Source organism: Microcoleus vaginatus FACHB-2002, assembly GCF_040004035.1.
GTDB classification, from domain to species: domain Bacteria; phylum Cyanobacteriota; class Cyanobacteriia; order Cyanobacteriales; family Microcoleaceae; genus Microcoleus; species Microcoleus vaginatus_C.
In genome coordinates, this window is record NZ_JAMPLN010000006.1 from 130,769 (window position 1) to 149,364 (window position 18,596).

The window sequence follows — 18,596 nt, forward strand, 5'->3', positions numbered from 1 at the left end:
GGAAAAGCTTCGCACACCGAACCATGACGCAAAGCATCCAGGATACAAGCCCCCGAATTTATCCGTGGGCTCAATGCTTGAATTCTTTAATCTAAAATCTAAAATCTAAACTCTAAAATCGATTGACCGAAAGCAGCCAAGATACAAGCCCCCGGATTCATTCCAACGCGCAGACTCAGGACCGGTAAAATAAAAAACCTGTATCCGATGAAACTTGCCCCCCGAATTTATCCGTGGGGTCAATTCTTTAATCTAAAATCTAAAATCTAAAATCTAAAATCGATTGACCTACGCAGCGATCGGAAACAAGATAAATCCTACAATTAAAACTGTAGGGGCAATTTCAGAATTGCCCCTACCTTATTATATTAAGTTTGTTAAGGACCAGAATTTGATATAGCAATTGGCGATCGTCCTACGGCAAAGAAGCGTTTTTCAAATCTACATTTGCCATATTGGCATTCTTTAAATTAGCACCTGTCAAGTCCGAACCGTTCAAATTTGCACCGTTCAAATTTGCATTGGTCAAATTTGCATCCCGCAAGTTGACTCCCTGTACGTCTATTCCCGACAAACTTCCGCCTCTGAGGCTGACATTAGCTAAATTCGCTACAGACTGGCGAGCATTTTTCAGATTTGCACCCGCCAAATTGGCGCTTTCTAAATTAGCGCCGATTAAATTAGCGCTGGTGAGGTTGGTATTTTTCAAACTCGCAATCACTAAACCCGCCAAACTCAGATTAGCGCGGCTCAAATCAGCTCCCTCCAAATTAGCCCCGTGCATTTTAGCTGCAACTAAACTCGCACCTTGCAATTTAGCTTGTTTCAGATTTGCTTCGTTCAGTTTGGCTTCGTCCAAATTTGCACCGTTCAAATTTGCACCTCTGAGATTCGCACCGCTCAAATCTGCCCCGCTCAGATTCATACCAGCAAGCTGCGCTCCTGTCAAGTCACATTGGCTACATTTTTTAGTTTCTAATAATTGCTTGACGTGTGATACGTTTTCTGCGTTTACTCCCGATGCCGAGGCCAAGCCCATCGCAATCAGCAGCCCTGTTGTTGTTAAAATTCCAAGTTTCATATACCCACCCTCAGCAAAATCTCTCTTTAATAATATCCCACATTATTAAAGAGGTTAGGGTGATCAGTCTCTTTGAGAAACTGTGACAATCATCACCCTGTTGTGCACAAAATATGCAATAATTATTGAGTTTTAAACTCCCCAAAATTATTGTAAAGAATTATTGCTTTTTCAGGAACCAAAAAGGAAAAGATTGCGTCGGTTCTAGACGGACGCCGGTGATGCTGTTCTGAGCAAATGTATAGTCCTTATCCTGCCAAAGAGGGATGAAAGGTACATCTTTACCCAGTATGTCTTGAATTTCGGCAAATATGGCTTTGCGGGTTTCAGGGTTTGTTTCTTTGCGCTCCTTGTCGATCAGTTGATTTACCCGATCGCTATAATAAAACGAACCCTGACTTTGACTTGCACCCTTGGAGCAGCCCCCAGCCTCCGAACCTGTGGCACAATCTAAAAACGGCTGAATGTAATTGTCAGCGTCAAAAAAGTCGGCGGACCAATCCACTAAAACCGCTGGATAAATGCCCTTCTCTATGTTTTGAAACAAAGTCGGAGATTCAACGCTGTTAATTTCTACCTGCATTATCCCGTCCATTTTGAGTTTAGTTTGCGCCTCGATCGTACTTGCGACTAAAGCTCTTTTTCTTGAAGCCGAAGCATACCAAATTGGCAGAACAAAAGGATTTGTGGCCGAGTATCCCGCTTTCGTTAATAGTTCCTTGGCTTTTGCCGTGTTGGCGTCACCGTACAGTTCTTTGAAAACCGGTTTTTGAACGTCCAAGGTTGTGGGAATCAGACTGTAAAGCGGTTGTGCTTGTCCCTGCAGTACGCGCTCGTTAATCAAGGGGCGATCCATCACTGATGCGATCGCTTGTCTCACTTCTAACTTGTCCAGCGGTTTAGACTGCATATTCAGCGTCATGTAATTAACCGTACTGCTTTCTCCCGCGATTTCCTGCCATTTCCCTTTTTTTGCTCCCTCGTCCAAGCTGCGAACTTGGTCTGCATCCAGAGACAAATAAGCCACATCAACTGCACCAGTCTGAAAAGTATTAAACAAATTTGACGAACTAGAAAGCAGCAAAATGTCAATTCCTTGATTAACCGGCTTTTCCCCCCAATACTTGTCAAACACGTCAAACTTGAGAGAATCGCTGCCGTACTTCGCCAGCTTGTAACGTCCAGTTCCCACAAAGGTATCGGGTTTAAATTTACCCTGCCCAATCTCGTAAGCTTTCGGAGAAACGGCACACATACCGGAAAATGTCAACAGGGAAGGAAAAGCAGCAAAAGGCTTTTTGAGTTGAAAAGTTAATTCGTATTCGCCCGTGGCTTTCACCGATTCCACTGCATCGCTCAACAACAAAGCCGGACTGCCACCATTTTGGATAAACCGCTGCAAGGAAAACTCCATTGCTGCGGCGTTAAACGGTGTGTCGTCGTGAAAAATAACTCCTTGACGCAAGGGGATTGTATATGTCAATCCGTCTTGGCTAACTTTTGGCATTGCTGTCGCTAAGTGGGGGATTAACTCAGTAGTTCCCGACTTGTAAGTGTAGAGAGTGTCGCCCAAATTTCGCAGCAATTGTCCTGATAAGGTTTCGTAACCGTCCGCAGGGTCCATCGTCCGCAATTTCAAGGTTGTGCCAATAGTAACGCGGTTATTAGCATTTTCGCCGGTCGCAGTGACCGATGGACGTGTTCTTTGTCCACAACTTGCAGTTAACAAGCAGCACAGAAAGAACAGAGCTATTGCTTTAATCACTGAAGGTTTTATACGTATTCTAGGCTGCTGCTTGTTAATTCCCATCGTCTTTTTTTGACACTCCAAATTATTGATTATATTATCAGGACTTACGCACTGTTAGACTAGAAACCGGATTTATTTGTAGATTCTCCTGTAATACAAATATCGCTGCCTAACCACAGCAACTTAAAAGCTGGGTGATGTTCGATCGGTTTGAGATCCTTGGACTCAATCTTTATAGCTTGCTGGGCGATGACTGTTATTGCTAAGAAGCGCGGCGATCGTCTTAATTAATTTATCCGGTTCGATCGGCTTTGCCAGATGTCGGTGAAATCCAGCTTGCAAAGCTTGCTGTTGATTAAACTCACCCGCATAGGCAGTCAGGGCGATCGCGGGAATCTGCCCACCCCGTTCTGGCGGCAGAGCTCGCACTTGCCGCAACAGCATATAGCCATCCATCCCCGGCATTCCAATGTCGCTCAACAGGACATCTGGCTGGAAATTAGTCAAGGCTGTGAGGGCTTCTTGAGGGACAGCAACAGTCAGTACCTCTGCACCTGCATCTTCTAGCAAAAAGGAAATCAACTCTCGCATATCCGGCTCATCATCTACCACCAGTATCCGCATCCCGGATAACGGTTCATCCGCAGTCGATCGTTCTGAAAGTCCTGGAAGAGACTTTTCTTGTCTTACCTTCCCTGAGAGGGGCAGTCTTACGGTAAAGGTAGCTCCTAGCCCTTCACCCTGGCTCTGGACCCCAACGGTGCCACCGTGCAGTTCGACTAGATGTCGCACGATCGCCAGCCCCAATCCCAAGCCACCAAACTTGCGGGTTGTAGCGCCATCTTTTTGCCGGAAGTAGTCAAACACGTAGGGTAAAAACTCCCGTGCGATGCCAATCCCTGTATCCGCCACCGTAATTTGAGCCTGATTGCCAACACGAGTCAAATTCACCTCAACGCGCCCCCCGGCTGAGGTGAATTTGACCGCATTGGAAACAAGATTCCACACAACTTGCTGCAAACGGCCCGAATCCCCCAAAATTTGTCCAATCTGAGGATCTAACACAGTCCGAATATCAATGGATTTGGCAACAGCAGCCAAATTGACAGTTTCGATCGCCGATTCCACAGTTAAAGCTAAATCGACTGGACGAATATTAAGACTGAGCTTGCCTTGGAGAATTTTCGAGACATCAAGCAAATCTTCAATCAGTTCACTTTGCAGCTTGGCATTCCGTTCGATCGTCGCTAACGCCTGTGCCGTTTTGGCCGCATCCAGCTTGCCAGTTTGCAGCAGCTTTGACCACCCCAGGATGGGATTGAGGGGCGATCGCAATTCATGGGATAGTACCGCTAAAAACTCATCCTTGATGCGATTTGCCTGTCTTAGCTGTTCCGCTTGCTGCTGGAGTGAATCGTTCAGGTTTGCCCGTTCCAGAGCGATCGCGATCTGGTCACAGGTCGATCCCAGCAGCTCGATTTCTGCCGGAGTGAAGTGCGTCCGAGTCCGACTGGCAAATGAGAGCGTTCCTAATAACCGCCCTTGAGCGATTAACGGTTGACCCACGTAAGCCGTGATGCCAAGTTCATAGACGGCTTTACCATTCGGATGAGTCGAGAGTTCGGCTTGATTCAAGACAAGTTGCTGCTGCGTTTGGGCAACCAGTCCACAGAGATATTGCCCTAATTCGATCCATGCGATCGCCTGCGCCCTTTCTTCAGAGATGCCATCATAGTTTCTCAAATGCAACATCGGGCGGTTGTCTTTTTCTTCCACCATGAAGTTGTAGTAAGAGTGCAGATCGAGTTGCACTGCAAGTTTGCCGAATAGCGTGTCCATCAAAGCCAGAGGCTGTTCTGTCTTCATGAGATCGCGGGTAGTTTCATACAGCAATTGCAGTCGCTCACTTGCTTGCCGTTGTGCGGTCTTGTCCTGCATGATTTTGACGAATCCCTGCGGAGAATCCGCTTCGTTAAGCAGGGGCATCATCAATCCACTGGCCCAAAACCGATTCCCATCTTTGCGGACGTGCCAGCGTTCGTCTTCGGCCCGTCCTTGCAGTAGAGCCGTTTGCCTCTCGTACTCGGCTTGTCCTTGTTCGTTATCTTCGGGCGTGAAGATCATCCGAACCGAGCAACCAATTGCTTCTGTCTCGGTATAGCCCAACAACCTTTCTGCCCCTGAGTTCCAACTGGCAATGATGCCGTTAAGGTCAAGGGTGAAGATGGCATAATCTTTGGCGCTTTCAATGATCAGACGGAGGCGGGATTCACTCTCGCGCAGGGCTTCCTCAGCTTGTTTGTGGTCTTCAATATCAACACAGGAGCCTATGTAGCCCAAGAACTGGTCTTCCAATCCGTAGCGAGGAACAGCTTCATCCATAACCCAACGGTATATGCCATCACAGCGTTTCAAGCGATATTCCATCTTGAACGGTTGACGGGCATCAAAGGCAGTCACATAGGTGTCTAAACACCGCTCAAAGTCGTCGGGGTGGACTCCTTCTGCCCAACCATTGCCCCTTTCTTGCTCGATCGTCCGTCCCGTAAAGTTTAGCCACGGGAGGTTGAAGTAATAACAGAGTTTATCGGTACCCGACATCCAAATCAGCACAGGGGCGGCATCTGCCATCAGCCGGAACCGTGCCTCACTCTCCCGTAGTGTGGCTTCGGCTTGTTTGCGATCGGTGATATCGTTTACCAGTGCTACAAACCCTTCAACTTTTCCCTGGCTATTGAAGCGGGGAACATAGGTTGCATTGACATAACGGGTTACACCATTTTTGTAGGGAATTTGGGTTTCAAAGGTCACTTCCTCTCCTGCCAAGACTTGCTCAACATAAGGACGAATCCCTTGATAGCCAGTTTCGCCTAAAACCTCTTGAAGGTGCTTGCCATAGATTTGCGCTGCCGGATGTCCAAACCATTCTTCATATGCTCGATTGTTGAAGCGATAGCGCTGGTCTGAGTCTACAAACGAAATCAAGGCAGGCACGGCATTGGTGACTAAACGAAGTTCTGCTTCTCGTTGTTGCAATACCTCCTCGGCCTGTTTTCGATCGGTGACATTTCGGAAATAAATCGTAATCCCGTTCGCGGCAGGGTAGGTGCGAACGTCATACCACCGATCGTGATCCGGATAAAACGCCGTCACTGAAAAAGCCACGCGCTCCTTTGCCACGCGCCGATGAACCCGCTCAAACTCGCTGCCATTGAGTCCTGGGAATTCTTCCCACAAATTCTTCCCAATCAGAGCGCCCGGAGTGCGGTCTAGAAGAATTTCCGCTGACCGATTCACGTAAGTGAAACGCCAATTCTCATCGAGGGAAAAGAATCCATCATCAATGCTCTCCAGAATGTTGCGACTCTGTTCTTCGCTTTGACGCAACGCTTCTTCGGCTTGTTTGCGATCGCTGATGTCGATTAATACGCCCCGCGTTGAAATTATGATGCCCTCAGCGTTATAGGCGCAATCGCCCTTTGCCAAAATCCAACGAACGGTGCCATCTGGCCAAAGCGTCCGATATTCTATTTCAGTATGCGGTTGATTCGCTTTTAGCTCCGTGAGTACGGTGTGAACGAATGGGCGATCGTCGTGATGCACCGCTTCTAAAAATACCTGCACTGACATTGCCTGATCCAGGGGTAAACCAAACATCGCTTTGGCTATCTCCGTAAAACTCAGGGTATCAGTTTCTATATCCCAATACCACAAACCCAAATTGCCGCCTTCGGAAGCCAGTCGGAACTGTTCTTCGCTCTCACGCAACGCCTGGAACGATCGATCGCGCTCGAAGGCGATGCTGGCAACTTGGGTGCCGAACTCGGCGAGTTTATGTTCCCAATCCGTCGGCCTCCGCGTCTCGCTAAAGCAAAGCATCAGCGACCCCAGAGCTAGATTGTCCTGCCCGATCACGGGCTGAGAATGACAGGCTAGAATGCCATGAGCCACGCATAAATTTCGCCATGCTTGCGACCAGCGGTCGTCGTTGGCAATGTCGGCGCAGGTCACGGGCTGACCGCTATACACTGCTTCGCCACAGGTTCCAATGCACAAATCGTTAATCGGAGCATCTTGGAGTCCTTCACCAAAAGACGCTGGAAAGTCTGGAGTAATGGATCTGTTAAAAGTTAACCGCTGAGCATCCGCTAGCAGGAAGCCCGCGCGGGTACCCGGATTCAGCCTGGATACTGAGTTACACACGGCTGCCAGACAGTCGTCTAGGGGCTGTCCGAATGCGATCGACTCCAGCAGTCGTTTCTGCTCGATTAGGAGGAGTTCGGCCTGTTTGCGATCGGTAATGTCAGCAAGCAAAACGGTCAGTCCCCTGGGCGAAGGGTAAATTCGATAGTCATGCCAACCCTTCCCAGGTGAGTAGAGATAATCAAACTGGAGCGGCGTTTGTTCCCCCATTGCCCGATGAAACTGCACATAAGCATCGGTGTCAACTGCAGCCGGAAATAACTCCCAAACGTTCTGACCCAGAATCGCTGACCGAGGCATTCCAACCATTTCACAGTAGCGATCGTTGGCATAGGTGTAGCGCCAATCGCGATCGAGGATGTAAAACCCATCGTTGATGCTAGAAAGTACCGTTTCTAGCTGTTCTTTTGCCTCCGTCGCCGCAGTTTGTGCTACTTGGCCGCGAACCAGGGCTTTTTGTTCTAGCGACCTTGACTCCTGTAAAGTTTGCAAGGCTGCTTTCGCGTTTTTTATAGCAGTGCGCCACGATAGATTGAGTGAAGCGCTCAATCCTGCGGCGAGCGAAAACATACCCAGCCGAACAATTGTCTCTACATTAGTGATCTTTAAGGAATAGAACGGCTCAATAAAAAAATAGTTGATTGCCAGTGTCGATAAAATTGTTGCCAGAAACCCAGCCCTGAAACTGCCATACCAGGCACTCACCATCACCGCGATCAAAAACAGCGGCGTCGTGGTTGGGTAGAGCCACGGTAAAAGCAATCGGGTTAGCGCCAGTGCCAGAGCCACGGAGAGGGTCGCCACACCATAGGGAAGTAGTCGAATATCTCTGAAAATGCTGTTGATTCCCTGTAAACTCACCCTTTGTACTCCTTATCCGAAAAATATCTTGCTCGCAGCGCCTTACTGCATTCGCGAAGCGTTGCATCTGGCAAATTACCTAACTCATCCAGCAATATCTAAATTTGCTTGAGTGCCAAGCCCGAAGGCGTAGCGTGTCCATTTTCCGAACGATTAATCGGGGGAAAGGTCGTCCCTAATTCATCCGCCAACTTTTTCTGAGACAGGTTCAGCGCTGGCCGCCGTTCTCGCCCCAAATTACCGATCGCTGGTTTTTGAGCCCTAAGCCGTTCTATTTTGAGAGCTCTCAGAAGTAACAGGTATAAAGCTGTTTATATTTTACACCTTTGACAGATTCCAGAGGTCAGTCATCACTCTCAAGATATATTGTAGTTGTAGTGCCTTGAAAATATAAACGCTTCACCTTAAAAACCAGTGTCGTACCAGGGACGATTCGGATTTTCTTGAAAGTCTCTGGTTTGTGCCTAAAAGCTTGATTTTTGATGATGTTGTGGCTGATTTTAAACACGGGACAGGCTTCTGTTTTCTTCATCTCAAAAAGCTCTCCGGGCTTAGATGACTTTGTGACGTAGTTCATAAATGTAGGGTTTGGTCATCAGGAGATTGAACACTATCAAGACGAGGGACTATCTCTAGTATCTGTCCTAGCAGCCTGGGCGATTGTTATATGATTCGGATGGAACGGAGATGTTGCACCACGATCTATCGGCCTTTTACGGGCTGGCTAAAAGAAGCCAACCCCTACTCCCCACAAGAAAATTTACTCTTTGTGGAACAGGTAGTCGGGCGTGTTAAGCAATAATGATGCAAGATGTCAGATGTAACCGGATTTGAGATGAGTCATGAGTCAGGAATCAGCCCAAAAACGGATACTTGCTTTGCGACAGAAGTGGTCAGCCCCCAACATTTTAGAGCCTAGTTCAAGCTGCCAGATTTATCTGTGGAGGCAGTCTAAAATCTAAAATAGACTAAACTTGCTTTAAATTCCTTTGAGGAGCGATCGCCAATCCCGACAGCGTTTCAGGTAAATGCGAGCTACATGATCGCTGGGGTTTGTTCGCAAACATTCCTCAAACAATTTTCCAGCTTCTCGGAACTCCTTGCGCTCGCACAGTAACATAGCTTCATTATATACAGACAAATTTGCTAGCTTTGCCGACAGAATTTCCGGCGGATCTGCATCAAATACCTCATAGACTACGACATATTGAGATTTTCCTTTTACCTGTACTTTATCCACAATCCTAATAGCATAATCCCTGGGATTTCGCAACCGTTCCAAAGTCTGCTGAGAAATTAACAGAGGTACGCCGTAATCTTTGGTCAATCCTTCAATGCGAGATGCTAAATTAACAGCATCGCTAATCACAGTGCTGTCCATTCGGCTTTTACCCCCGACTGTCCCCAGCATCAAAGAACCCGAATTGATGCCAATGCCAATGTGAATCGGGACGTAGCCGACACCTTGACGGTATTCGTTGTAATTTCTGAGGATATTTAGCATTGCAATACCCGCTTTCACTGCATCATCTGCAAAGTCACTAAACAAAGCCATAATTGCATCACCGATGTATTTGTCAATAAACCCGTTATTGCTAGTAATGGCAGGCTCCATCCGCGAAAGGTAAGCATTGATAAATTTAAAATTTTCTTGGGGAGTCATAGTTTCTGAAAGCGTCGTGAAGTCGCGAATATCGGAAAATAGCACCGACATTTCCTGCTGCACTTGGTCGCCTAAATGGACATCTATAATACTTTCATATCCCAACAAATTTAGAAATTGGTGCGGCACAAATCTACCGTAGGCATCAGTTAACTCTGATTCGGCATCCAGGGATTTTTCCAAGTTTTGATTAAGGTCAAATAGTTTTTTAATAAATAAATGGCGATCGACTTCAGCTTCTTTGCGTTCCGTGACATCTTGAAAAACTGCGATCGCAAAAGCAACTTTGCCACCCTCGTCAAAAATTGGCGTTCCCCAAATCTCCAGGGGAATTTTCTTGTCAGCTTGATGAATTTCCAGATCGTCAGCAGTGGCGTTTTCGCCCCTCAAAGCTCGGACGATCGGCAAATTCTCGAAAGGGTAAATAGTCTTAGTTCCCGCAATATAAATTTGATAATTTTCTGACAAATCCTCAACTGCATTTAAGGGCAAAACTCCTTGACCGAGTAACTGCTGTCCGGCGTGATTTACGTAGTAAGGTCTGCCTTGAGAATCCAGCACGAGCACACCTATGGGAATCGCTTCGAGAAATTGAGCCAGCTTGATTTCGCCTTCGCGCACTGCCTCGAATGCGCGAGATCGCAACTCATTTTCAACCGAATCAGAATGTTCAGCAGTAGTTTCCAGCAAGATTTCCAGATCCGCTTTTTCCTCCTTCAAGTCTTCCACTTGCTGGCGCAATCTTTCTATCTCTAAAAGTAGCTGTTCTCTAGATGGTTGTTCTTCCAGCATAACTCGAGAATTGGCGCCTCGACTAACAAAAAATTGCTCAACAGCTCGCACCTAAAAGTAATCGTGTTTCTATAGAAATTCTAACTGCAAACCCGGCATCAGGCGCTGGAAATTCCTCAAAGATTTGCCGTGCCAACTTATGCTTTGAGAGCCTTGTACCGCCATTTGCACCCTGGCTGTGTTGCGGATCTCGATAATAAACTTCGATAGCACATTGATGCCAGAACTGTTCAAAAATTCTAACTGCTGCAAATTAAGGGTAATTTTCGTCGGTTCCATGTCGGCAACCTTCGTTAGGAAATGCGCTATCGGCGCGTACTCCGCAGGCCCGCTCAGCCTTAGAGATCCAATAAAACTCACGGTTGCCGTTGCTGGATCGTAACAGATCTGGTAATCTTGTGTATTAATTTCCATAGCCACAAAAAAAAGTCCCTTAGATATTATCGATCGCCAGCGTTGCTTATACTGTTAATTGCACCATAGTTGTTACCGCAATTACTTCCGGGTCTTTTTGCACGGTCTGGAATTTCCAGCCAAGTTTGGCGGTATAATCGGTGAGCATGGTCAACAAACCCAATCCAGAATTGGTAGAGCTTTCGTCAGCAGCATTTTTTTCCAACCGCTGAATGTAAAGTTCGCTTGGCTCCGAGGTCAGCAACTGGTGAATGTAAGCCTGAAACTTGTCCACCGCTTGGGGAGAGATGCTGTTAGCAACCGAGAAAATCACTCCGTCGCTCTCTAATTGCAGTTTAATAGCGATCGGGTACTCCGAGGTTTCATCATTAAACTTCATGGCATTTTCCAATAACTCGTTGGCAATGTAGCTAACAGCGCTTTTTATTTCAGCTTGTCTTTCAATTGTCGAGGGTTCATCTTGGTTGCCCGGAAAAAAAGTCGTCAGGTAGTCAGCCAGAAAATCCGCCGACAAACCGTTGTTCCGCCACCGCTGCTTGAGAGGAACCGAACTCGGAGAAAATCCAACTATTAAGTATTCTTGGCTAGCGAACTGCTCGATGAAATCGCCGAAGATTTGAGTCATATCGATGTGAGAGCTAAAGTTTGAGATGAGGGGGATCACTGAATATATTTTAAACTTTAGAAGCGATATCCAAGTATTTATTTTTGTTTGAGTACCAGCAATGTGATGTCATCAAAAACTTTTTGTTCGCCGATGTGCGATCGTACGTCCTTAATTACAGCGTGCCTGATTTCGGCAGCCGAACGCTGCGAGTTAATCTCTATTACCTTAATTAACCGCTCTAAACCATAAAGCAGTTTATCCATATTTTTAGCTTCCGTAATCCCGTCAGTGTACAGCACTACCACATCTCCTGAATACAACTGCACAATTGTTTCAGCAACAAATTCAGCAATATCTGCATCCAGTCCGATCGGGAAACCCAAATCGATCGTATCAAACCTCTCTACACAACCGTTAGACCGCACTACAATCATTTCTTCGTGCTGGCCGCTCAACTTCAGCATTCCCTGCTGATAGTCTAGCAAGGCAAGGGTAGCGTTTCTGTCGCATTTCATCCGCTGGATGTTATCGTAAATTACACTGTTAATAGCGCTTAAAAATTTAACCGGATCTGATTCATTGTAGGCGAGCAAAGTTCGCACTGCCGTTTGAACCATAATCATTAAAACGCCGCTCTCCAATCCGTGTCCCGTCACGTCGCCAATGCCAATTTTCACTCTACCTTTGTGCTGGAGTACGTCGTAATAGTCGCCGCCTACTTCATCGGCAGCTTCCATAAATCCCGCAATATCTAAGCCGATAACTTCCTTGAGTTCTCGGTCTTTCGGCAGCAGCATCTGCTGAATCTTGCGAGTAACGTCTAGTTCTGCGCTCATTCGGATATTTTCAGCTTTTAAGCGATCGTTGAGAACAGTAATTTCTTGATTAGCACCAACTAAGGCATCGGCAATTTTGTTAAACGCAGTCACAACTTGCCCCAGTTCATCTCTGTTATCCAAAATAATTTTGTGATCGAGATTGCCGCTTGCCATCTTTTTTGAGGCTTCGTCTAGGACAAATACAGTTTGCATAACGGTTCGGTAAAAAGATACAAATAAATAAACAACAATTGCTAATGTTATTAACACAAAACCAGAAATAGTCGTTTTTTTTGTAACAAAATTATCTATACGTTTGTGCAGCAATAAGTCTAATTCCTTAACAGTTTCATCCCATAGTTCAAAACTCGAATCCAGAACTCTATCGCTTCCATCAAGATAGGCATAATATTCCACTACGACTGTGGGATTAATCAGTTTATCTAGTTGCGCCGTTAGGAGATCTACTACCGAGTTAAATTTTGTCAGTTTATCGCTTAATTTCGATCGAAGATTGCCGTGACGATTATTGCTAAATCCTACCTCCATATTAATTGCTAAATCCTGATTAAGTTCTCTCAATTTGCCAGCCAAAGTAATCAGCTTTGCTCTTTTTTCAGGTTGGGCATGGGAAAGCAAGCTGTTTTTTTGAGAAATTAGTCTAATCTGTGACAAGATTTTTTGCATTTCTGGAATTTTCAGCAAAGTAGCATCCATCAAATAATAGGTATCTAAATCCGGGTCTAATATGAGATTGGAAGTGTCCCCGACGTGAGCGCTCAATCTATTAATATCGTCTGTTAAATTTTGATATACAAAATCGTAAGTTTCTCTACTCCAATGGCTGCGACGAAGTTTAAAGTTTTGCCAATTGTGATAGATTTTATTAAAATAGCCGCTAGAAACTAATTTTTTCCCTAACTGGCGATCTGTATATACCAGGGATTGAAAGTTCGCATCTATTTTAGCTTCTAAATCTGCTCTCGTATCTGGGAGGCTTAAATTTGTATTTAAAGGCTGATAATTTAACAATTGAAGTTTCGGTATGTATTGCCTCAACTGGCGGAGCGGGCGCAGGTATTCATTACCGTAGATTTCTTCTTGGGCAAAATCAACCCTGCTATTAATTTCGGAAATCAGCAGGTACATGACTAAGGTTAACGGTATTGCAAATAGAAAACCGATTAGGGTAAATTTTTGAGGATAGCTCAACCGATTCATTAAATGGATTCCCAGGGATTTTCTACTCATAATCGATAGATTTCAAAAATATTGAACTAAAAAACTAACGTTTGCTACTAAAGTATTTTCCGGGACTATCGCTCTATAAAACAATAATGCTAATACAATTAATCAGATAGCTGATTTAATTTCTCATGCGTTTTCGTCCTGTTGCAACAAGTTTTGTGGCATCCCTTTCACCTCGTCGGCTCAGCTCGCCTACCACAGTCTAAAACACCTTTAGCAGTTTTGGAACGATGAAAAGTCATTCGTACTGAGATTGTGGGCCACAATTAGATGACTTTAAGAATATTTACTTAAGCATAAATTTTTCTTAATACCGCGAGACAAAAAGTAAAAATTAAGTGATAACTGGGTAGTGCAAGTTTCCTGAAACACAACTGCCGGCAGCGAGTAGGAAATACTTGCGCCACACCAGCAGTCAAGTTAGTTCTGCACAAAGGAACCAGTAGCACCAGCAATAGTGTCTAAATAAGTATCTGCAGTTGAGTGTTCAGGAGCGATCGCGCATTGTGTAAAGTGAGGCAGAGGGCGTATGATGAAAAGAATCTCCAAAAATAAATTTCAAAAGAATAAAAACCGAGAGCAAAAGCAGCCCAATCCTGTAATCTTGGCTTTAGTGCTGACAGGAATTCTGGTATGGGAAATGTATCCGGCGCTAAGACACACCGCTGCTGCTAACGCGGGCGCTCTCAAAGATTCCCTTGCCCAGTTGGAAAAGCAACAGCAGCAAACCGCGCAGCAATTTTCCTCAGCCGCGGTGCCCCAAAACATCAGCTATTCGGTATTGGCACTCAATACTCTAATTTCCGAACCGGGCAATTTGGCCGAGGCTACGCGCCAAAATCCCCCGAACAAATTGCCCGAAACCGTGGCAGCAGCAGTTCGCCAAGAGTTGTCGGACTCCACTGGCATTGCTGCTGACAAGTTGAAAGTAACTGAATCGAGCAGACAAAGTTGGCCCAATACTTGTTTAGGGCTAGCGACAGCGGATGAAATTTGCGGTCAAATGATTGTCGAAGGTTGGCGGGTTGTGGTTTCTGATGGTAGGCAAACTTGGGTTTACCGTACTAATGCTAGGGGAAATATCTTGCGTTTGGAAAAAAGTTAGGTAGGTAAATGTACCCCTGTGAAATGAAATATAAGTTTCCTTTTGGAACAGGCAAGATGCCTGTTCCACAAAGAGTGAATTTTCTTGTGGAAAGTTTCTGGTGGGGTGAGCTTCTGGGAACAGGCAAGATGCCTGTTCCACAAAGAGTGAGTTTTTTTGTGGGTAATTTCTGGTGAGATTCTGGGAACAGGCAAGATGCCTGTTCCACAAAGAGTGAGTTTTTTTGTGGGTGGTTTCTTGTGGGGTGGGCTTCTAGCCCGCCCCTTGCCTTAATTTGGGAGTTGGTGTCTTTCGATGATGCCGCCGCCCAGCAGCACATCTCCGTCATACCAAACGGCCGCTTGTCCGGGGGTAATGCTCAACTGCGGTTCGTCAAAAATCAACTTAACTCTTGTACCGCCGGCTTTTTCCTCTGCTTGGGATGGTTCCACAGGAATAATTGTAGCGGGGACGGGGTGCGATCGATATCGAATCTGTACCTGAGCCCGAATCGGAGCCGTCGGCGCAGCCACAGAAACCCAATTCACTTTCTGGACAGTACACTCAGATTCTACTGCCAACTGTCGATCGCCCACAATTACCCGATTGCCAGCAGCATCAAGTTCAATCACGTACAGCGGTTCCGGTGCAGCAATTCCGAGTCCCTTGCGCTGGCCGATGGTGTAGTGGTGCACGCCGTCATGCTGTCCGAGCACCCGCCCTGACTTGTCCACAATGTCACCCTTTTGCGGCGCAATGTACTTATCCAGAAAAGCCCGCATCGAACCGTTACTTTCCACCAAGCACAAATCCTGACTTTCCGGCTTATCAGCAGTTTTCAAGCCAAATTCCGCCGCAATTCTGCGAGTTTCTGTCTTGGTAATTTCCCCCAAAGGAAATTCCGTACCCGCCAACAAATCCTGTGTTAAATCATACAAGAAATAAGACTGATCTTTCCCAGGGTCGATCGCCCGCAGCAACTGATAGCGACCCGTAGCAGCATCGTAAGTAATCCGAGCGTAATGGCCTGTAGCGATTTTTTCAATTCCGAGTTCTTCGCGAGCATACTTAAGCATTGGCCCGAACTTCACAGTTTTATTGCACTGCGAACAAGGCAAAGGCGTAACTCCTGCACTGTAACCCTCCACCAAATAATCGACAATACTTGCCTGAAAAACATCGCGGCTGTCAACAATGTGGTGGGGAACGCCCAAATCTTCGCAAATTTTAGCTGCATCGACCATTCCCTCAGAGCAGCACTGACCTTTGCCCTTCATCAACCACAGCGTTAAACCCACCACTTCATATCCCTGATGGTGTAAAATTGCGGCTGCTGCGGAACTATCGACCCCGCCGGAGAGGCCTACAACAATCTTGTTCATGATTCTGAGAGAAATTGCTATTTTACTGTGAGTTAGTTCGATCGAGCTAATTTATTATACCACAAGCATACTACAACTTGCCACTGCTGCTGTTAGCTGAAATTTTAGCACTAATATGACTATTCAAAAATTTGTTGTCACCGCCGACCAAATGCGGCAAATAGAAACCAGAATCTTTGCTGCTGGAATGCCCGTCGCAGCTTTAATGGAAAAAGTCGCGGGACTGATTGCTAGACGCATTCAGGAGCTTTTGAAAGCGGAAGGAAGTTCGGCAACGGGCAGTGTACGGGATTTAACGGATAGAAGGAAAAGGGAAGGAGGGAAAAATCTTGTTAATTCTCAATTGCCAATTATAGGCGTATTGGTTGGGCCCGGACACAACGGTGGCGATGCTTTGGTTGTTGCCCGCGAATTGCACTTTCAAGGGTTCCAAGTAGTTATTTACTGCCCGTTTTCTAAACTCAAAGAACTCACGAAAAATCATGCTGATTATGCGCGTTGTTTAAATATTCGATTTGTTGACAAAATTGAACCGCTGAAAAACTGCGATTGGCTTGTAGATGGTTTATTTGGATTTGGATTAGAACGAGAAATTAATAACGCCACTGCGGCAGCTATTGACGAAATAAATAATTTAAGTATACCCATTTTAAGTATAGACATTCCATCGGGAATTCATACAGATACCGGAGAAGTTTTGGGGACGGCTATTCGGGCCAAACATACATTATGTTTGGGTTTGTGGAAAATGGCATTTCTGCAAGACAGAGCGTTAGAATATATCGGCAGTTCAGAATTAATTGATTTTGATATTCCGGCAGCAGATATTGCAGCAATATTGGGCGAAACGCCAGCAATACAACGCATTACAACAGCCTGGGCAACTCAGCATTTGCCGTTACCCCGATCGCCAATTTCGCACAAATACACCAACGGTCACTTACTAATTATTGCAGGTTCCCGCCGCTACACCGGAGCAGCAATTTTGGCAGCATTGGGAGCAAGAGCAAGCGGCATCGGAATGCTGTCAATTGCTGTTCCTGAGTCGATTAAACCGATGTTGAGCAGTCAGTTGCCAGAGGCATTAGTTATAGGGTGTCCCGAAACTCAAAGCGGTGCAATTAGCGAGTTGCCAGTAGCAATTGATTTGAGTTCTTATGATGCGATCGCCGCAGGGCCAGGTCTGACATTGGAAGCGGCAATAGCTGTAGAATCTGTACTGGAGAGCGATCGACCTCTCGTGTTAGATGCTGACGGTTTAAATATCCTCGCTCAACTCGGGACAGTCCCGATTTTGTCCGAACGCCCAGCACTGACAATTATCACGCCTCACCCGGGCGAATTCAAGCGTTTATTTCCCGAATTAGCCGACGAAACCGGCGACGATCGAATTGCCGCAACTCAAGCAGCAGCTCAGCTTTGCGGTGCAACGGTATTGCTCAAAGGAGCCAGAGTTTGCATAAGTTGGAAGGAGGAGGGCGATTCCCTAGGGGATAGCTACGCTTCACGTACCATCACCTACCTCAATCCCGAAAGCACCCCAGCCCTCGCCAGAGGCGGCAGCGGCGACGTTCTTACAGGCTTGTTAGGGGGACTATTAGCAAGTGCGATCGCCCGCAAATCCCCCCCCCAATCAGTTGCAGCAACAGCAGCTTGGTGGCACGCTCAAGCCGGAATCATGGCTGCCCAAGAACGGACGGAATTAGGAGTAGATGCCTTTACTTTGACACAGTATTTAATTCCCACATTGCGAGAATTTGCTGAGTAAACAATCAACATGAGTTGGTAGGGCGCGTACCCCGCATCTTTGTATTTGGTAGGGCACGGCGCACCTTTGCATTTTGTAGGGTGTGCACCGCGCACCTAGCCCGCGTCTTGGTGACTGCCTCGCTTGCGCTAAAAGTCTCGCGGTTGAGACATGGCGGTGACGCCGATCCTATTGAGGAGGGTGTTTATTCTTCTTGGCAGCGCGAGGTTGTTTGAGGAATCTTTTTAAACGTACCCTATGAGCCAATTCTAATCAAACAGCCGCTACTTCTTGCTGACAGAAAGAAGCAAAAACCCCCCATTTTTTCCGAGGAATCGCAATCATCATTCCTCGATAGGTGTTTTGGATTTCATCAACAATGTAATAGTCAGAAAGACAGGCTTCGATTTTACCAACTCCATGCACACTCGTGGTGCACTGCACGAACAGTTGCCAAAATATTGTAAGTAACCAATGCTAAACAAAAAGAGAATAATGCAGGTTTAGGATACCCCAAAGTTTGAAATTCACCCTCGTAATTCTCGGTCACTCTCTGAAAAACATTTTCGACGCTACGGTGCTGGCGATCGAGTTGTGCAACAACTGCTGCGGATGCTTCTGATGAGGGGAGGCTTGTCAAAATCGTTATCTCTTTTTCTTCCTTACGAGTTGGTTTAAAAAGGTATAGAACAATCGTCAGTATGAAATCAATGAAAACAAAGTTATTCATCATATTAAAGCCAGCCTGTTCCCGAACTGGGTTGTTACAGACCAAGAACGCTTCTTTGAATTCAAAGACGATCGGCTAACATTTAGTACACCTCTTATACCGATAGGTGGTGAGGAGCAGATAGCCTATCTGATTTGGAAGCGGGCTCCGGCTAGCGCACCCGAGGGATAGAAACCTTGCTACGATCCAGTCATCCGTCGCACTTTCCACAGAGGG

The 18,596-nt window shown here is 46.2% G+C and carries 14 protein-coding genes; 3 read left to right on the top strand and 11 right to left on the bottom strand.

What is annotated here, in order from left to right:
* Positions 1 to 415 precede the first annotated feature (415 nt).
* The 9 genes from NDI35_RS07660 to NDI35_RS07700 form a co-directional block, all read right to left on the bottom strand.
* On the bottom strand, positions 416 to 1,081 hold the full coding sequence (locus NDI35_RS07660; protein WP_445312201.1) for a pentapeptide repeat-containing protein: 666 nt from the start codon (positions 1,079 to 1,081) through the stop codon (positions 416 to 418).
* A gap of 160 nt (positions 1,082 to 1,241) precedes the next feature.
* Positions 1,242 to 2,891: an ABC transporter substrate-binding protein gene (locus NDI35_RS07665; RefSeq protein WP_445312202.1), complete on the bottom strand. Its 1,650-nt coding sequence runs from the start codon at positions 2,889 to 2,891 to the stop codon at positions 1,242 to 1,244.
* A 165-nt stretch (positions 2,892 to 3,056) separates the two neighbouring features.
* Complete coding sequence (locus tag NDI35_RS07670) at positions 3,057 to 7,895, bottom strand: PAS domain S-box protein (RefSeq protein WP_445312203.1); 4,839 nt, start codon at positions 7,893 to 7,895, stop codon at positions 3,057 to 3,059.
* Between the two features lie 98 nt (positions 7,896 to 7,993).
* Entirely contained in the window at positions 7,994 to 8,131 is a 138-nt protein-coding gene (locus NDI35_RS07675; protein WP_445312204.1) for a helix-turn-helix domain-containing protein, read from the bottom strand.
* A 107-nt stretch (positions 8,132 to 8,238) separates the two neighbouring features.
* Entirely contained in the window at positions 8,239 to 8,472 is a 234-nt protein-coding gene (locus tag NDI35_RS07680; protein ID WP_445312205.1) for a hypothetical protein, read from the bottom strand.
* A 402-nt stretch (positions 8,473 to 8,874) separates the two neighbouring features.
* Positions 8,875 to 10,350, bottom strand: a complete 1,476-nt coding sequence (locus NDI35_RS07685) for an adenylate/guanylate cyclase domain-containing protein (RefSeq protein ID WP_445312206.1) — start codon at positions 10,348 to 10,350, stop codon at positions 8,875 to 8,877.
* A 69-nt stretch (positions 10,351 to 10,419) separates the two neighbouring features.
* The gene (locus NDI35_RS07690; protein WP_445312294.1) at positions 10,420 to 10,764 is read right to left on the bottom strand and encodes a slr1659 superfamily regulator; all 345 of its coding nucleotides are present in this window, start codon (positions 10,762 to 10,764) and stop codon (positions 10,420 to 10,422) included.
* A gap of 46 nt (positions 10,765 to 10,810) precedes the next feature.
* Positions 10,811 to 11,389 carry a slr1658 family protein gene (locus NDI35_RS07695; protein ID WP_445312207.1) on the bottom strand — a complete coding sequence of 193 codons (579 nt, stop codon included), beginning with the start codon at positions 11,387 to 11,389 and terminating at the stop codon, positions 10,811 to 10,813.
* Between the two features lie 77 nt (positions 11,390 to 11,466).
* Positions 11,467 to 13,440, bottom strand: a complete 1,974-nt coding sequence (locus NDI35_RS07700) for a SpoIIE family protein phosphatase (RefSeq protein WP_445312208.1) — start codon at positions 13,438 to 13,440, stop codon at positions 11,467 to 11,469.
* A gap of 526 nt (positions 13,441 to 13,966) precedes the next feature.
* Between NDI35_RS07700 and NDI35_RS07705 the strand changes: the two genes are divergently transcribed.
* On the top strand, positions 13,967 to 14,542 hold the full coding sequence (locus NDI35_RS07705) for a DUF8738 domain-containing protein (RefSeq protein WP_445312209.1): 576 nt from the start codon (positions 13,967 to 13,969) through the stop codon (positions 14,540 to 14,542).
* A 269-nt stretch (positions 14,543 to 14,811) separates the two neighbouring features.
* On the opposite strand, the gene mnmA is transcribed toward NDI35_RS07705, so the two are convergent.
* Entirely contained in the window at positions 14,812 to 15,903 is a 1,092-nt protein-coding gene (mnmA, locus tag NDI35_RS07710; RefSeq protein WP_445312210.1) for a tRNA 2-thiouridine(34) synthase MnmA, read from the bottom strand.
* Between the two features lie 115 nt (positions 15,904 to 16,018).
* On the opposite strand from mnmA, the gene NDI35_RS07715 reads away from it, so the two are divergent.
* Positions 16,019 to 17,671, top strand: a complete 1,653-nt coding sequence (locus NDI35_RS07715; RefSeq protein WP_445312211.1) for an NAD(P)H-hydrate dehydratase — start codon at positions 16,019 to 16,021, stop codon at positions 17,669 to 17,671.
* 388 nt (positions 17,672 to 18,059) lie between these two features.
* Here the strand turns inward: NDI35_RS07715 and NDI35_RS07720 are convergent, their stop codons facing one another.
* Entirely contained in the window at positions 18,060 to 18,383 is a 324-nt protein-coding gene (locus tag NDI35_RS07720) for a hypothetical protein (RefSeq protein WP_445312212.1), read from the bottom strand.
* Between the two features lie 12 nt (positions 18,384 to 18,395).
* Between NDI35_RS07720 and NDI35_RS07725 the strand changes: the two genes are divergently transcribed.
* Complete coding sequence (locus NDI35_RS07725) at positions 18,396 to 18,551, top strand: lipocalin-like domain-containing protein (RefSeq protein WP_445312295.1); 156 nt, start codon at positions 18,396 to 18,398, stop codon at positions 18,549 to 18,551.
* Positions 18,552 to 18,596: the final 45 nt, after the last annotated feature.

Excerpts from the sequence above, each read along its gene's own strand:
- NDI35_RS07720 (WP_445312212.1), bottom strand. The coding sequence starts at position 18,383 with ATGATGAATAACTTTGTTTTCATTGATTTCATACTGACGATTGTTCTA.
- NDI35_RS07700 (WP_445312208.1), bottom strand. The coding sequence starts at position 13,440 with ATGAGTAGAAAATCCCTGGGAATCCATTTAATGAATCGGTTGAGCTAT.
- NDI35_RS07715 (WP_445312211.1), top strand. The coding sequence starts at position 16,019 with ATGACTATTCAAAAATTTGTTGTCACCGCCGACCAAATGCGGCAAATA.
- mnmA (WP_445312210.1), bottom strand. The coding sequence starts at position 15,903 with ATGAACAAGATTGTTGTAGGCCTCTCCGGCGGGGTCGATAGTTCCGCA.
- NDI35_RS07705 (WP_445312209.1), top strand. The coding sequence starts at position 13,967 with ATGATGAAAAGAATCTCCAAAAATAAATTTCAAAAGAATAAAAACCGA.
- NDI35_RS07680 (WP_445312205.1), bottom strand. The coding sequence starts at position 8,472 with ATGAACTACGTCACAAAGTCATCTAAGCCCGGAGAGCTTTTTGAGATG.
- NDI35_RS07685 (WP_445312206.1), bottom strand. The coding sequence starts at position 10,350 with ATGCTGGAAGAACAACCATCTAGAGAACAGCTACTTTTAGAGATAGAA.
- NDI35_RS07665 (WP_445312202.1), bottom strand. The coding sequence starts at position 2,891 with ATGGGAATTAACAAGCAGCAGCCTAGAATACGTATAAAACCTTCAGTG.
- NDI35_RS07690 (WP_445312294.1), bottom strand. The coding sequence starts at position 10,764 with ATGGAAATTAATACACAAGATTACCAGATCTGTTACGATCCAGCAACG.
- NDI35_RS07695 (WP_445312207.1), bottom strand. The coding sequence starts at position 11,389 with ATGACTCAAATCTTCGGCGATTTCATCGAGCAGTTCGCTAGCCAAGAA.
- NDI35_RS07660 (WP_445312201.1), bottom strand. The coding sequence starts at position 1,081 with ATGAAACTTGGAATTTTAACAACAACAGGGCTGCTGATTGCGATGGGC.